This is a genomic window from Leifsonia sp. 115AMFTsu3.1 (assembly GCF_004362795.1).
Lineage (GTDB): Bacteria > Actinomycetota > Actinomycetes > Actinomycetales > Microbacteriaceae > Leifsonia.
Map to the genome: position 1 here is coordinate 2,115,135 of NZ_SNYB01000001.1, position 13,297 is coordinate 2,128,431.

The following is a 13,297-nucleotide window of genomic DNA, read 5'->3' on the forward strand; positions in this document are numbered from 1 at the left end:
CCGTGACGACGCCGCTTGCGCATCCCACACCAGGAAGAGGTAATCGGATATGACATCCGCACACAACGGCGGACGGCGCCTGCTCGCCGTATCCGCCGCGTTCGCGGCCGCGGCACTGGTGCTCGCCGGCTGCTCCGGGAACAACAACGGCTCGGGCGGCGGCGGCGGTGGCGCCATCACCGTCGGCACCACCGACAAGATCACGTCGATCGACCCCGCCGGCTCGTACGACAACGGCTCGTTCGCCGTCATGAACCAGGTCTACCCGTTCCTTCTGAACACCCCGTACGGCAGCCCGGACGTCAAGCCGGACATCGCCGAGAGCGCCGACTTCACCTCGCCGACCGAGTACACGGTCAAGCTGAAGCCGGGACTGAAGTTCGCCAACGGACACGACCTCACCTCGTCGGACGTCAAGTTCACGTTCGACCGCCAGATCAAGATCAACGACCCCAACGGCCCGGCATCGCTGCTGGCCAACCTGGACAGCGTCTCCGCGCCGGACAAGACCACGGTCGTCTTCAAGCTCAAGGTGCCGAACGACCAGACCTTCCCGCAGGTGCTCTCCAGCCCCGCCGGTCCGATCGTGGATGAGCAGGTCTTCTCGGCCGACAAGGTCACGCCCGACAACACCATCGTCAAGGGCCACCCGTTCGCCGGTCAGTACGACATCACGAGCTACGACTTCAACAACCTGATCGCCTACAAGGCGTACCCGGGATACAAGGGTCTGCTCGGAAAGCCCGCGACCGACAAGGTCAACGTCAAGTACTACGCCGAGTCGTCGAACCTGAAGCTCGACATCCAGAAGGCAGCGATCGACGTCGCCTTCCGCAGCCTCTCGGCCACCGACGTGGCGAGCCTCGAGAACAACGACAAGGTCAAGGTCGTCAAGGGCCCGGGTGGCGAGACCCGCTACATCGTGTTCAACTTCAACACCCAGCCGTACGGCGCGACCACGCCGGAGGCCGACGCGAAGAAGGCCCTCGCCGTGCGTCAGGCCGCGGCCGACCTCGTCGACCGCTCGGCGATCGCCGACCAGGTCTACAAGGGCACCTACACCCCGCTGTACTCGTTCGTCCCGGACGGCCTGACCGGCGCCACCACGGTGCTGAAGGAGCTGTACGGCGACGGCAACGGCGGCCCCAGCCTCGACAAGGCCAAGCAGGCCCTCCAAGCGGCCGGCGTCTCCACCCCGGTTTCGCTGAACCTCCAGTACAACCCGGACCACTACGGCCCGTCCTCCGGTGACGAGTACGCGCTCGTCAAGGAGCAGCTGGAGAACGGCGGCCTGTTCAAGGTCAACCTGCAGTCGACCGAGTGGGTGCAGTACTCGAAGGACCGCACGAAGGACGTCTACCCGGCGTACCAGCTCGGCTGGTTCCCGGACTACTCGGACGCCGACAACTACCTGTCGCCGTTCTTCATCAAGGACAACTTCCTCGCGAACCACTACGACAACCCGGAGGTCCAGGACCTCATCGCGAAGCAGGCGGGCACGACCGACAAGGCCGAGCGCACCAAGCTGATCGAGGAGATCCAGGCCAAGGTCGGGGCGGACCTCAGCACGCTTCCGCTGCTGCAAGGCTCGCAGATCGCGGTCGTCGCGAAGGGTGTCTCGGGCGCCGACAAGACGCTCGACCCGTCCTTCAAGTTCCGCTACGCGGCACTCTCGAAGTAATCCGGCCCTGAGCCACCAGCTCTGAGCCGAACCGGGGGGTGGCTCGCTCACGCAGCGAGCCACCCCCTTTCCACGAACCACCACGATTGGCTTCCATGACAGCGACTGTCAGCGCCCCGGCGGCCGGGACCGCCCCCGGGCCGGACCGAACGAAGGCGAAGCGACGATCCGGAGGCGGCCTCGGCCGCTACATCCTCGTCCGCGCGCTTCTCATCATCCCGACCATCTTCATCCTGGTCACCGTCGTCTTCTTCCTGATGCGGTCGACCGGAGACCCGATCACCGCGGCCCTCGGCGGGAAGCTGCCTCCGGCGCAGCTCGCCCAGCGCGTGCACGAGGCCGGATACGACCGGCCGATCATCGTCCAGTACCTCGAGTACCTGGGCCAGCTGCTGCGCGGCGACTTCGGGACGACGTTCACCGATAACCAGCCGGTCACGCAGGTGCTGCTGACGTACGGCGCCGCGACGCTGGAGCTGGCGTTCTACGCGCTCATCGTCGCGTTCATCGTCGGCATCCCGCTCGGCCTGATCGCCGCCTACTTCCGTGACAAGGCCCCGGATGCGGGCTTGCGGATCATGGCGATCCTCTTCTACGCCACCCCGGTCTTCTTCGTCGGCCTCGTTCTGAAGCTCATCTTCTCCATCTGGCTGGGCTGGCTCCCGGTCGCCGGACGCGCGTCGACGAGCTCCGAACTGGAGATGCAGACGCTCGACAACAAGACAGGCATCTACCTGATCGACGCGTTCCAGACCGGCGACCCGGCCGTGGTCGGTGACGTGCTGATGCACGCCATCCTGCCGGGGCTCGCCCTCGGTCTGCTGACCGCCGGCATCTTCCTCCGGCTGGTTCGCACCAACGTGATCGGGACGCTGTCCACCGACTACGTCGACGCGGCGCGATCGCGTGGTGTCGGCGAATCGCGGCTGCTGCGCAAGCACGCCTACCGTCCGGCGCTCATCCCGATCATCACGGTCATCGGCCTGCAGATCGCCCTGCTCCTCGGCGGTGCCGTGCTGACGGAGTCCACGTTCGAATGGAAGGGGCTCGGCTTCCAGCTCGTCCACTACCTGCAGGCGCGCGACTTCGTGGCCGTGCAGGGCATGGTCGTCCTGCTCGCCGTCATCGTGACCCTCACCAACTTCGTGGTCGACGTCATCGCGGCCCTCATCGACCCGAGAGTGAGGTACTGAGATGTCGACCGCATCGCTGACCTCCCGCAAGCGTTCCCTCTGGGACCGCCTGCCCGTCGTCCACCAGCTCCGCCAGAGCGTCGGCCTGCAGCGCGGGATGCTCGTGGTGGGCCTCGTGCTCACCGCCCTGTTCATCCTGACCGCGATCTTCGCGGCGGTCATCGCGCCGTACGGCTTCGCACAGTCGAAGGCCGACGGGAAGTCGTTCGGCGCGCAGCAGCCGCCGAGCGCCGCGCACATCTGGGGCACCACGTCCGGTGGATACGACGTGTTCTCGCGGGTGATCTGGGGAGCGCAGACCGCGATCCTCGTCATCATCATCGCCGTCCTCCTGTCGATCTTCCTCGGTGTGCTGCTCGGACTCATCTCCGGCTACTTCGGCGGCTGGCTCGACCGCGTGCTCGTCGTCATCTGCGACGCGATCTACGCCTTCCCCTCCCTGCTGCTCGCCATCGTCATGGCCATCGCCATCAGCGGCGGCCAGTCGAGCCTGTGGGGCGGCATCCTGGCGGCGGCGATCTCGATCACCGTCGTCTACATCCCGCAGTACTTCCGCGTGATCCGTTCGGAGGTCGTCCGGATCAAGGCGGAGGCGTACGTCGAGTCGGCGCGGGTCGTCGGCGCGAGCAACAGCCGGATCATGTTCCGGCACGTGCTGCGCAACTCGACCAGGACGCTCCCGCTGATCTTCACCCTGAACTCGTCGGAGGCCATCCTCACGCTCGCCGGTCTCGGCTTCCTCGGCTTCGGCATCGAGCCGACCGCCGCCGCTGAGTGGGGCTACGACCTGAACAAGGCCGTGGACGACGTCACCAGCGGGATCTGGTGGACCTCCATCTACCCGGGTCTCGCCATCGTGCTGGTCGTGCTGGGCATCACCCTGGTAGGCGAGAGCCTCAACGACCTGGCCGACCCGCGTCTGCGCGGCCGCCGCCGTGCGGCTGCGGCGTCGGGAGAGGTCGCCGAGACCTCGGTGGTCCCCGGCGGCACTCTCACCGCCGGCCCCGGCGGGGTCGACGGCCTCGAGGGCGGCGAATCGTTCGACGAGCACGGAATCGAGGTGCGTCCATGAGCGACGTCGTACAGATCAAGGACCTCTCGGTCTCCTTCTCCACCGACGCCGGCGCCGTGAAGGCGGTCGACGGGGTGAGCCTCAGCGTCGCCCCCGGCGAGGTGCTCGCCATCGTCGGAGAGTCCGGGTCGGGCAAGACGGTCACCGCCAAGACGATCCTCGGGCTGCTGCCCGAGACGGCGACCGCTTCCGGTGCCGTCATCCTGCGCAGCCGCGACGGCAAGACGGAGGCGGACATCGTCTCCATCGGCAAGAGCAAGCTGCGCGAGGTGCGCGGCACCGACGTCGCCATGGTGTTCCAGGAGCCGTCGACGGCGCTGAACCCGGTCTATCCCGTCGGCTGGCAGATCGCGGAAGGTCTGCGGGCGCACGCGAAGCTGTCGAAGAAGGAGGCGCGCGAGCGCGCCATCGAGATCCTCGGCCGGGTCGGCATCCCGGAGCCCGAGAAGCGGGTCAAGTACTACCCGCACCAGTTCTCCGGCGGCCAGAAGCAGCGCATCGTCATCGCGATGGCGCTCGTGCTGAACCCCGGGCTGATCGTGGCGGACGAACCGACGACCGCTCTGGATGTGACGGTCCAGGCCGAGATCCTCGACCTGCTGCGGCGCTGCCGCGACGAGTTCGGGGCCGCCATCGTGCTCATCACGCACAACATGGGCGTCGTCGCCGACCTGGCGGACCGCGTCGCGGTCATGTACCAGGGCAAGCTGGTCGAGCAGGCGGATGTGCGGACGCTGTTCTCCTCCCCGCAGGCCGACTACACGCGCAAGCTGCTCGCCGCGGTGCCGAAGATCGGCCAGGGCCTGATCGCCACGCAGGATCGTGCCATCGCCCGGGCCGAGCGCCCGATCGAGGCGCCGGTGGTCCAGGCGCGCGACCTGCGCATCCAGTACCCCGGCCGGCTCGGCCGCCCCGGGTTCGTGGCCGTCGACGGGGTCTCCTTCGAGATCCGTCCGGGCGAGGTGCTCGGCCTGGTCGGTGAGTCAGGCTCGGGCAAGACGACCATCGGGCGGGCCATCGCGGGCCTCAACAAGGTCACCGGCGGGTCGCTCGAAGTGCTCGGGATCGAGATGAACGGCGTCCGCGAGCGGCGATTCCGCAAGGTGCGGAGCGACATCGGGTTCGTGTTCCAGGATCCGGCGTCGAGCTTCAATCCGCTGCTCACGATCGCCGAGTGCGTTGCCGAACCTCTCGTGGTGCACGGGCGCGCGAGCTCGGCCGCCGAGGCCCGTCGCCGCGTCGACGAGCTGCTCGAGGCGGTTCAGCTGCCGCGCGCCTACGGCGATCGGTACCCGCACGAGCTGTCCGGCGGTCAGCGGCAGCGCGCCAGCCTGGCGCGTGCGCTCGCGCTGGAGCCCAGCCTCCTGATCGCCGACGAGCCGACCTCGGCACTCGACGTGTCGGTGCAGGCGCGCGTGCTGGAGCTGTTCGCCGACCTGCAGAGGGAGTTCGGCTTCGCGTCGCTGTTCATCAGCCACGACCTCGCCGTGGTCGACCTGCTCGCCGACCGGATCGCGGTGCTCCACCGCGGAAAGCTCGTCGAGGAGGGGACAGGAGCCGAGGTGCTCGGCAACCCTCGGGAGGCGTATACCCAGCGGCTTCTCGCCTCACTGCCCGTCCCGGACCCGGTCGAACAGGCCGACCGGCGCGAGGCGCTGCGGGAGTTGCAGGCGGAGAGCGCCTAGGGTCGAAGATGTGAGTTCCGTCCCCGCCATCGTCGTCAGCGACCTGTCCGTCGAATACCCTGCGCGGGGCCCGAGCGCGTCATGCGTGGCCCTGCGCGGGGTGAGTTTCCGCCTCGAGCAGGGCCAGGTGCTCGGCGTGCTGGGCGAGACCGGCTCCGGCAAGAGCACGCTCGCGCAGGTGCTCTCCGGGCGGGTCCTCCCTCCGCGTGCGTCCGATCCGGGCCCGCGGATCAGTGGGGGAGAAGCGTCCGTCCTCGGCCACCCGCTGCGGAAGGCGCGCAAGCGCGACCTGGCCGAGGTGACCTTCCACGTCGGCTACCTGCCGCAGGAGGCCGCCGCGACACTGGAGCCGTCGCTGAGCGTGCAGGACAACGTCACGCTGCCGATCTTCGAGCGCGACGAGCACTACCCGCGGCGGACGGCGGGAGCCCGGGCCGCGACCATGCTCGACACCGTGCACCTGCCGCTGAGCGTGCTCAACAAGTACCCGTACGAGCTGAGCTCGGGACAGCGCCAGCGTGTCGCACTGGCACGGGCGCTCGTGCTCGGCCCCACCATCCTCGTCGCCGATGAGCCGACCGCCGGGATCGACGCGACCGTGCGCGACGCGGTGATCGACCTGCTCGGGCAGCTGCGCGGGCATCCCGACTTCTCGGCGGTCGTCGTGAGCCACGACCTGGCCGTGCTGCGCCGGGCGACGGACGTCTCGCTCGTGCTGCAGGGCGGCCGGCCGGTGGGCTACGGGCCGATCGAGGAGGTGCTCGCCGATCCGACGCATCCCTTCGTCGCGGGCCTCGCGCGAGCGCTGAAGCCGCCGGCGCAGCGCACGGAGCGGCGACCCCAGCGCGGGGCGACCCGGCGCGCGGCGACGGAGAGCACGGGAACGGTGGACCAGCACGGAGTGGAGACGCGATGAGCGCAGAGGGAATGGACGAGACCGAGCAGACCGGGGCGCCGTCGCATCACCGGGCCGTGCTGGCCGTCGAGGTGACCGCGCTTCCCGAGGACCAGCGGCCGGAGCCCGGACCGATCGCCGTGCTGCCGCAGCCGTCGCAGCGTTTCGTGGATGCCGTCGAGTCGGCCGGCGGGACGGTCGAGCCGCTCTCCGAGCGCACCCGGGGTGTGGTCTGGCTGTCGAACACGCCGGCGGCGGACTTCCCGGCGGTGCTGCACGCGCATCCCGGCATCGGCTGGGTGCAGCTGCCCTGGGCCGGAGTGGATGCGTTCGCCGACGTCCTCGCGACCGAGGACCGCCCGGGGCTGATCTGGACCAGCGCGAAGGGCGCCTACGCGCAGCCCGTGGCCGAGCATGCCCTGGTGCTGAGCCTCGCGCTGCTGCGGGTGATCCCGAAGCGCGTTCGTGCCCGGTCGTGGGCGACGGAGCAGGAGGGACGGTCGCTGTACGGCCTCGACGTCGTCATCGTCGGCGCCGGCGGCATCGCGCTGGAGCTGATGCGGCTGCTGGAGCCGTTCGGTGTGCGCGTCACGATCGTCCGGCGCACCGCATCCCCGGTCGAGGGCGCCGTCCGCACGGTGACCGCCGACCGGCTCAGCGAGGTTCTGCCATCGGCCGACCTCGTGGTCGTCGCCGCCGCGCTCACCGGTGGAACGCGGCACCTGTTCGGCGCGGACGAGTTCGCGGCGATGAAGGACACTGCGTACCTGGTCAACATCGCGCGCGGCGGACTCGTCGACACGGATGCCCTGCTGGAGGCGCTGCGCTCCGGCACGATCGCGGGCGCGGGCGTCGATGTGACGGACCCGGAACCGCTGCCGGACGGCCATCCCCTCTGGGACGAGCCGAACGTGATCATCACGCCGCACCAGGCCGACACCCCCGAGATGACGGCCCCGCTGCTCGCCGAGCGCATCCGTCTGAACGTCCACGCCTTCCTCGACGACGGCCGGTTCGTGGGGGTGGTCGACCCGTCGGCAGGGTACTGAGGCTGGACGCGCGCGGGATGCACGCCCGATTTCTCCCGTGGCCGCGAACCTTGCTAGAGTAGCTTCGCTGATCAAGCATTCCTCGATAGCTCAATTGGCAGAGCAGCCGGCTGTTAACCGGCAGGTTCTTGGTTCGAGTCCAAGTCGGGGAGCGTTGTGAAACCCCCGGTCTTCTTCGGAAGGCCGGGGGTTTTCGTTGTGCGCCCTTCGGGCCTGCGATTTGCGCCAAATCTCGGTTATGGCGCGCGCAGAACGACGATTTGGCGCAAATCTGCGGCCCGCAGCTACTGCCAGCCGGGCTGCACGAGGCCGGTCTCGTAAGCCAGGACGACGAGGTGGACGCGGTCGCGCGCATCCAGCTTCGTCATGATCCGCGACACGTGGGTCTTCGCGGTGAGCGGGCTGAGGAAGAGCCGTTCGCCGATCTCCGTGTTCGTCAGGCCGTGTGCGACCAGGGTCAGCACCTCGCGTTCGCGGTCGGTGAGATGTTGCAGCGCTGCCGCATCCGGAGCCGGTCGGAGGCCGCCCGACACGCGCTCGATGAGCCGCCGCGTCACGCCGGGGGAGAGCAGCGCGTCGCCGTCCGCCACGACGTGGACAGCGCGGATGAGCTCCACCGGTTCGGTGTCCTTCACCAGGAAGCCGCTGGCGCCGGCGATGATCGCCTGGGCGACGTACTCGTCCAGCTCGAACGTCGTCACGATGACGATGCGGGTGCCCGCGAGGGCCGGGTCTCCGACGATCTCGCCGGTCGCCCACAACCCGTCGCCGTCGGGCATCCGGATGTCCATCAGCACGACGTCGGGGTGCGTCTCGCGCACGAGGTCGACCGCCGCGCGGCCGGTCCCGGCCTCGCCGACGATCTCGACGTCGTCCTCCGCCTCCAGGAGAGCACGGAAGCCGGCGCGGACCAGGAGCTGGTCGTCCGCGAGAAGGACGCGGATCACGATGCGGCCCTGCTCGGCGCCGTCCGCGGTGCCGAGGACGGGATGCGGGCCTCGACGAGGAGCCCTCCGCCATCGGCCGGGCGGACGTCGAAGCGGCCACCGAGCAGCTCGGCGCGCTCGCGCATCCCGACCATGCCCCGGCCGCCCCGCCCGATGCCCGCGGCGGCGGATTGGGCCGAGGTGCGGCCGTCTCCGCTCGCGGTGGTGGGCAGACCGCGGCCGTCGTCGCGCACGGTCAGCACGTACCAGCCGTCGATCTCGGTGAGGCGGATCGCAACGCTCGACGCCTGTGCGTGCCGGCCGACGTTGGTCAGGGACTCCTGGACGATCCGGTACAGCGCCAGCTGCGCCGCGGCCGACGGGGTCGAGGTCAGGTCGGTGTCGTAGCTGACGCGCAGGCCGGCCTTCTGGTAGGTCTCCACGAGGACCGGGATGCGCGTGAGATCGGGCTCGGGGGAGCGGGCAGCCTGTTCCTCGGTGCCGCGGAGGAAGCCGAGCACGCCGCGCACCTCTTCCAGTGCCTGGCTGCTGGTGGTCTTGATCGCCTCCAGACTCTCGCGGGCCTTCTCCGGACGGGAGTCGAACAGGTGGAGGCCGACCCCGGCCTGGACGCTGATCTGCGAGAGCGAGTGCGCGAGCACGTCGTGGAGTTCGCGGGCGATGCGGAGGCGCTCGGCCTCCGCCGCCGCCTCCCGCCGTGCCGCGACCTGCCGGGCGACCTCCCGGAACCGCTCCCGGCGGTTGCGCAGGGCCTCGCCGACGCCCAGCAGGAGGCAGAGGATGAGCGCGACGATCAGGGGCCGCAGCATGGCGGCCGGCTGCCCGCGCAGCAGGTAGGCGGCGACCGGCGCGGCGATGGCGAATCCCGCGAGCGTCCACCACGCCCACACGCGCGCGCCTCGGACCACCGCGGTGACGACGGCGAAGGCCAGCGGGACGGCGGAGAACGGCGGTCCGCTGGTCACAGCGATGGCCGGGGCGCAGAGCACGGCGACGGCGACGACCGTGGGGCCGGGATGCCGGGGAGATGCGAGAAGGACGAACGAGGAGGCGAAGGCGAGCAGCGAGAAGGCGAGGGTCAGCGGGTCGTGCGACGCATCCCGTGCCGCAATGACGATGAAGGGCAGCTGGATGAGAGTGGCGACGATGACGGCGAACCAGCGGGCGCCGCGCGGGCGTCCGCGCTCGGTCCAGGGCGTTCGCTCCCAGCCGGGCGGCTCGGTGGGGGTGTCTCCGAAGCGCGCGTTCGCTCCCTGATCGAGGGGCGCGTTCCAGGGCATCTCCTCATGCTAGCCAGGGCACCTGGGCGTCACGTCCCCCGGCGGGTGTCTCGGGGCTACTCCCGAGGGAGTATGAGGCGGCGTGCGGCGAGCTCACGGGTTGTGCTCGGCGTCGAACCCGCCGTCGTCCGGCTGCTGGTCGAACAGGTGGCCGAAGGTCGGGCCGCCGAACGCCGTCAGTCCGGCCTCCCGCTCCAGGGACTCCCGGTTCTCCGCCTGGTCGTTCTCGTACTCGGTGACCGCGTCATCCGGCTGTTCGTCGTCGGCCTCGTGGCGGCCGTCCTCGTGCTCCATGCGGGCATCGTACGGCCGCACACCGCCCGTGCGACAGTGCGCGCTTCTCGTGCTGGGGTCGCGAGATTCGTGCCGAATGTGCGCTTTGAGCTCCGCTGAGCGCACATTCGGCACGAATGTGCTCCCGGGGGAGTAGGGCGGAACGCACCCGGGGGCGGATTCGGTGGAGGGGCGAGGTGGCGAGGCTGAGGGTGTCGGTCCGCGAGAGGCGCGGACCACTCACGATTGGACACGCATCATGCTCAGCTCACTGGCCACCGTCGTCGCCGCCGCGCCCTGCGCCGTCGCGTACGGCCCGCCGTTCGTCGGCTGGTGGTGGATCTTCATCCCGATCTTCTGGATCCTCGTCTTCGTCGCAATCTTCGGATTCGCCGGTCGACGTTGGCGCCGCGCCGCCGCAGCACGCGGTGGATACGACGGCTGGGGCCCGAACGGTGGCGTCCGCTCCGCCGAGAAGACGCTCGCGCAGCGGTACGCCAACGGAGACATCGACGAGCAGGAGTACCGGGCGCGCCTGGAGGTGCTGCGCGCGAACCGCGACAGCGCCTGATCGGTTTCTCCACAGGGCGGCCGGACGCGGAGTCATCCACAGCCGCGTCCGGTCCCGTCCGCCCCGCTGTGCGGCCCGGTAGTGTTGACCGGGCCGCACAGCCGTGCGGCTGAAGGAGACGGAAGATGAACGTCATGGTGATCGCGGCCGCCGCGCTCGGCATCGTCGCGCTCGTCTTCCTGGGCCTCTGGCTGTGGGAGCGCAGCCGCCGCATCCGCCTCCGCGACACTCGTCAGGAATCGGAGTGGGATCGCATCGACCGCGAGCTCGATCTCGCCGAGCAGGCCGGACGGTTCCGCATCATCGGCGACCTGGGCGATGTGGCCATCCAGTCGGTCTCGCGGCTCGTCACGCAGGCCGAGGGCGTGCGGTACTCCGCTGCCGCCGACCCCGCAGCGGCCGCGCGATCGGCCGGCGTGCTCGAAACCTCCGCCCGCGATGCTCTGGCCGACCTCCGCCGGCTGCAGGCAGTCGCCCGAGAGGCGCAGGACGCCTCGTCACCGCAGCCCAGTCTCCACTCGGCACGCGACCTGTTCCGCGTCATGCGCGACGCCGGGCTCGCGGTCACGTTCACCGAGAGCGGGGAGCGCTTCGAGCTCCGGCCCGGTGCCGAGCTCGCCGTCTTCCGCATCCTGCAGACGAGCCTGGAGAACGCGCTGAAGCACGGGGGTCCCGGCACGAACGCGGCGGTCGCCTTCGCCTGGACGCCCGAGGGCCTGGCCGTCAGCGTCGAGGACGACGGCATCCGCGCAGCCGCGCGTCGGCTCGGTCTCGACCGCGAGGGCGTCGACCAGGCCACCGCGTACTCGATCGCCGACGACGTCCGGGCGCTCACCGAGCACTACGAGGGAGCGGGCATCATCGAGATGCGCGATCGTGCCGCCCTGTTCGGCGGCACCCTGAATGCGCAGACCGTCGCCGGGGTCGGCTTCACCCTGTCTGCGGTGTTCCCCGCACTGCGCCATCACAACGGCATCCACGGGGTCGACCTGCGGCGTTGACCGCAATCCGCCGAAGCAGCAGCGGTCCCAGGGCCGTCGATCGCGGCCGGATCAGTCCTCGAGGTGGTCGCGTCCCGGCAGCCAGCTCAGCCCGGGCACGCCCCAGCTGTTCTTCTTCTGCGTCTTGAGGGCCGCCTTCCCGAAGGGATGCGTCAGCCGGTCCACGTAGAGCACCCCGTCGAGGTGGTCGTACTCGTGCTGGAAGATCCGTGCGAGCCAGCCCGTGGCCTGCACCTCGTACTCGGCGCCGTCGAGGTCGGTTGCCTGCAGGATGGCGCGCTCGGCCCGCCGCAGAGGGAAGCGCTCGCCCGGAAACGACAGACATCCCTCCGACTCGGTGTCCTCGTCCAGCTCGCCGACGCGCAGCGGGCTCAGCCACAGCGTCGGGTTGATCGCGACACCGCGGTGCGAGACGCCGTCGTCGTCGGTCCAGCCGTAGACGAACAGGCGGAGCGGCACACCCACCTGGGGTGCGGCGAGCCCGACGCCCGGGGCCTCATCCATCGTCTCGAACATGTCGGCGACCAGGGTGCGCACGTCGTCATCGATCTCGGCGACGGGGAGGGCGGGGGAGTGGAGGACGGGGTCACCGGTGATTCGGATGGGGATGACGGCCATTCAGCAAGACTATCCGGATCATTCCCGGTAGGGTCGTGGGGTGGGCACGGAACTGATGGACGCGTTCGACCTGTCGTATCAGCCCAGCCAGCTCCTGGGCATCCCGGTCGCGCTCGTCGGTGCCTGCTTCCTGTCCGTCGGCGCTCAGCTGCAGCATCACGGCGTGGCCAAGGTCGAGGCGACAGCGGGCCACGCGGACGGCGGACTCAGCGGCCGCCAGATGGGTCGTCTGCTCGCGCGCCCGTCCTGGGTGATCGGGACGCTGCTGCTCGGCCTCGCCATCGTCTTCCAGCTGGTCAGCCTGAAGCTGTCTCCGATCATCCTGGTGCAGCCGCTCGGCGTGGTCGGTCTCGTGATCACGAGCATCCTCAACGCCCGGGTCAGCGGGGTGAAGCTGAACCATCAATCCGTGATCGCGGTCACCCTCTGCGTCAGCGGCGTCGGCGCGTTCGTGCTGCTTGCTGCCGTGTTCGCGCGGGATCTGCCGGTCACCAGTCGCGCGCTGATCGTCATCCTGATCATCCTCGCCGTCGTGCTGATCGCGTTCGGCACCCTGTTCTGGTTCCTGCGCCACAAGTTCAAGGCGATCATCTACATCGTCGGCGCCGGCGTGCTCTACGGCTTCGTCGCAACGCTCGCCAAGGTCGCCATCGACCGCATCTCGAATCAGGAGTGGGACTGGCTACTGGTCGCCTGCATCGTCGCGCTGCTGCTCGCCGCAGTGCTCGGCGCCTACTTCGTGCAGAACGCCTACTCGTCCGGCCCGCCGGACCTGGTCATCGCCGGTCTCACGGTCATCGATCCGCTGGTCGCCGTCACGATCGGCATCCTGGTGCTGAACGAGGCGGCCGGGGCTCCGTGGTGGGCCATGGTCGGGTTCGCGCTGACGGGCGCGGTCGCCATCCTCGGCGTGTTCCAGCTGGCGAAGTACCATCCGCAGAGCGCATCGGACGCGCCGGTAGCCGACCGCATTGCCGACGCCGCGGAGCAAACCCGCTTAGACTAGGCCGTTGAACGACCGGGCGCGACCAT

13 protein-coding genes and 1 tRNA gene are annotated in these 13,297 nt (G+C 69.7%); 10 read left to right on the forward strand and 4 right to left on the reverse strand.

What is annotated here, in order from left to right:
- The first annotated feature begins 49 nt into the window (after positions 1 to 49).
- From AXZ95_RS10175 to AXZ95_RS10205, 7 genes are all read left to right on the forward strand, one after another.
- A complete protein-coding gene (locus tag AXZ95_RS10175) occupies positions 50 to 1,681 on the forward strand; it encodes an ABC transporter substrate-binding protein (RefSeq protein WP_018190935.1) in 1,632 nt (543 codons plus the stop codon).
- 95 nt (positions 1,682 to 1,776) lie between these two features.
- Complete coding sequence (locus AXZ95_RS10180) at positions 1,777 to 2,874, forward strand: ABC transporter permease (RefSeq protein ID WP_018190936.1); 1,098 nt, start codon at positions 1,777 to 1,779, stop codon at positions 2,872 to 2,874.
- A 1-nt stretch (position 2,875) separates the two neighbouring features.
- Entirely contained in the window at positions 2,876 to 3,946 is a 1,071-nt protein-coding gene (locus AXZ95_RS10185; RefSeq protein ID WP_018190937.1) for an ABC transporter permease, read from the forward strand.
- On the forward strand, positions 3,943 to 5,631 hold the full coding sequence (locus AXZ95_RS10190; protein ID WP_018190938.1) for an ABC transporter ATP-binding protein: 1,689 nt from the start codon (positions 3,943 to 3,945) through the stop codon (positions 5,629 to 5,631). The genes AXZ95_RS10185 and AXZ95_RS10190 overlap by 4 nt, the downstream gene beginning before the upstream one ends.
- Positions 5,632 to 5,641: 10 nt before the next feature.
- Positions 5,642 to 6,547: an ATP-binding cassette domain-containing protein gene (locus tag AXZ95_RS10195; protein WP_018190939.1), complete on the forward strand. Its 906-nt coding sequence runs from the start codon at positions 5,642 to 5,644 to the stop codon at positions 6,545 to 6,547.
- Complete coding sequence (locus AXZ95_RS10200; protein ID WP_231374402.1) at positions 6,544 to 7,575, forward strand: D-isomer specific 2-hydroxyacid dehydrogenase family protein; 1,032 nt, start codon at positions 6,544 to 6,546, stop codon at positions 7,573 to 7,575. Before AXZ95_RS10195 ends, AXZ95_RS10200 begins: the two co-directional genes overlap by 4 nt.
- 79 nt (positions 7,576 to 7,654) lie before the next feature.
- Positions 7,655 to 7,727: transfer RNA gene (locus AXZ95_RS10205), tRNA-Asn, on the forward strand.
- Between the two features lie 132 nt (positions 7,728 to 7,859).
- Here AXZ95_RS10205 and AXZ95_RS10210 read toward each other — a convergent pair.
- From AXZ95_RS10210 to AXZ95_RS10220, 3 genes are all read right to left on the reverse strand, one after another.
- Positions 7,860 to 8,522, reverse strand: a complete 663-nt coding sequence (locus AXZ95_RS10210) for a response regulator transcription factor (protein WP_018190941.1) — start codon at positions 8,520 to 8,522, stop codon at positions 7,860 to 7,862.
- The gene (locus tag AXZ95_RS10215) at positions 8,519 to 9,802 is read right to left on the reverse strand and encodes a histidine kinase (RefSeq protein ID WP_018190942.1); all 1,284 of its coding nucleotides are present in this window, start codon (positions 9,800 to 9,802) and stop codon (positions 8,519 to 8,521) included. Before AXZ95_RS10215 ends, AXZ95_RS10210 begins: the two co-directional genes overlap by 4 nt.
- A gap of 93 nt (positions 9,803 to 9,895) precedes the next feature.
- A complete protein-coding gene (locus AXZ95_RS10220; RefSeq protein WP_018190943.1) occupies positions 9,896 to 10,096 on the reverse strand; it encodes a hypothetical protein in 201 nt (66 codons plus the stop codon).
- 238 nt (positions 10,097 to 10,334) lie between these two features.
- Between AXZ95_RS10220 and AXZ95_RS10225 the strand changes: the two genes are divergently transcribed.
- Both AXZ95_RS10225 and AXZ95_RS10230 read left to right on the forward strand, forming a co-directional pair.
- The gene (locus AXZ95_RS10225; protein WP_018190944.1) at positions 10,335 to 10,646 is read left to right on the forward strand and encodes an SHOCT domain-containing protein; all 312 of its coding nucleotides are present in this window, start codon (positions 10,335 to 10,337) and stop codon (positions 10,644 to 10,646) included.
- Positions 10,647 to 10,771: 125 nt separating this feature from the next.
- On the forward strand, positions 10,772 to 11,647 hold the full coding sequence (locus tag AXZ95_RS10230; protein ID WP_018190945.1) for an ATP-binding protein: 876 nt from the start codon (positions 10,772 to 10,774) through the stop codon (positions 11,645 to 11,647).
- A gap of 51 nt (positions 11,648 to 11,698) precedes the next feature.
- Here AXZ95_RS10230 and def read toward each other — a convergent pair whose 3' ends face one another.
- Entirely contained in the window at positions 11,699 to 12,265 is a 567-nt protein-coding gene (gene def, locus AXZ95_RS10235) for a peptide deformylase (RefSeq protein WP_018190946.1), read from the reverse strand.
- A 40-nt stretch (positions 12,266 to 12,305) separates the two neighbouring features.
- Here def and AXZ95_RS10240 point away from each other — a divergent pair, with 40 nt between their 5' ends.
- The gene (locus tag AXZ95_RS10240) at positions 12,306 to 13,271 is read left to right on the forward strand and encodes an exporter DMT family membrane protein (protein WP_018190947.1); all 966 of its coding nucleotides are present in this window, start codon (positions 12,306 to 12,308) and stop codon (positions 13,269 to 13,271) included.
- Positions 13,272 to 13,297 lie beyond the last annotated feature (26 nt).

Coding starts and splice junctions, on each gene's coding strand:
- AXZ95_RS10225 (WP_018190944.1), top strand. CDS start 10,335: ATGCTCAGCTCACTGGCCACCGTCGTCGCCGCCGCGCCCTGCGCCGTC.
- AXZ95_RS10180 (WP_018190936.1), top strand. CDS start 1,777: ATGACAGCGACTGTCAGCGCCCCGGCGGCCGGGACCGCCCCCGGGCCG.
- AXZ95_RS10175 (WP_018190935.1), top strand. CDS start 50: ATGACATCCGCACACAACGGCGGACGGCGCCTGCTCGCCGTATCCGCC.
- AXZ95_RS10215 (WP_018190942.1), bottom strand. CDS start 9,802: ATGCCCTGGAACGCGCCCCTCGATCAGGGAGCGAACGCGCGCTTCGGA.
- AXZ95_RS10220 (WP_018190943.1), bottom strand. CDS start 10,096: ATGGAGCACGAGGACGGCCGCCACGAGGCCGACGACGAACAGCCGGAT.
- def (WP_018190946.1), bottom strand. CDS start 12,265: ATGGCCGTCATCCCCATCCGAATCACCGGTGACCCCGTCCTCCACTCC.
- AXZ95_RS10190 (WP_018190938.1), top strand. CDS start 3,943: ATGAGCGACGTCGTACAGATCAAGGACCTCTCGGTCTCCTTCTCCACC.
- AXZ95_RS10185 (WP_018190937.1), top strand. CDS start 2,876: ATGTCGACCGCATCGCTGACCTCCCGCAAGCGTTCCCTCTGGGACCGC.
- AXZ95_RS10230 (WP_018190945.1), top strand. CDS start 10,772: ATGAACGTCATGGTGATCGCGGCCGCCGCGCTCGGCATCGTCGCGCTC.
- AXZ95_RS10200 (WP_231374402.1), top strand. CDS start 6,544: ATGAGCGCAGAGGGAATGGACGAGACCGAGCAGACCGGGGCGCCGTCG.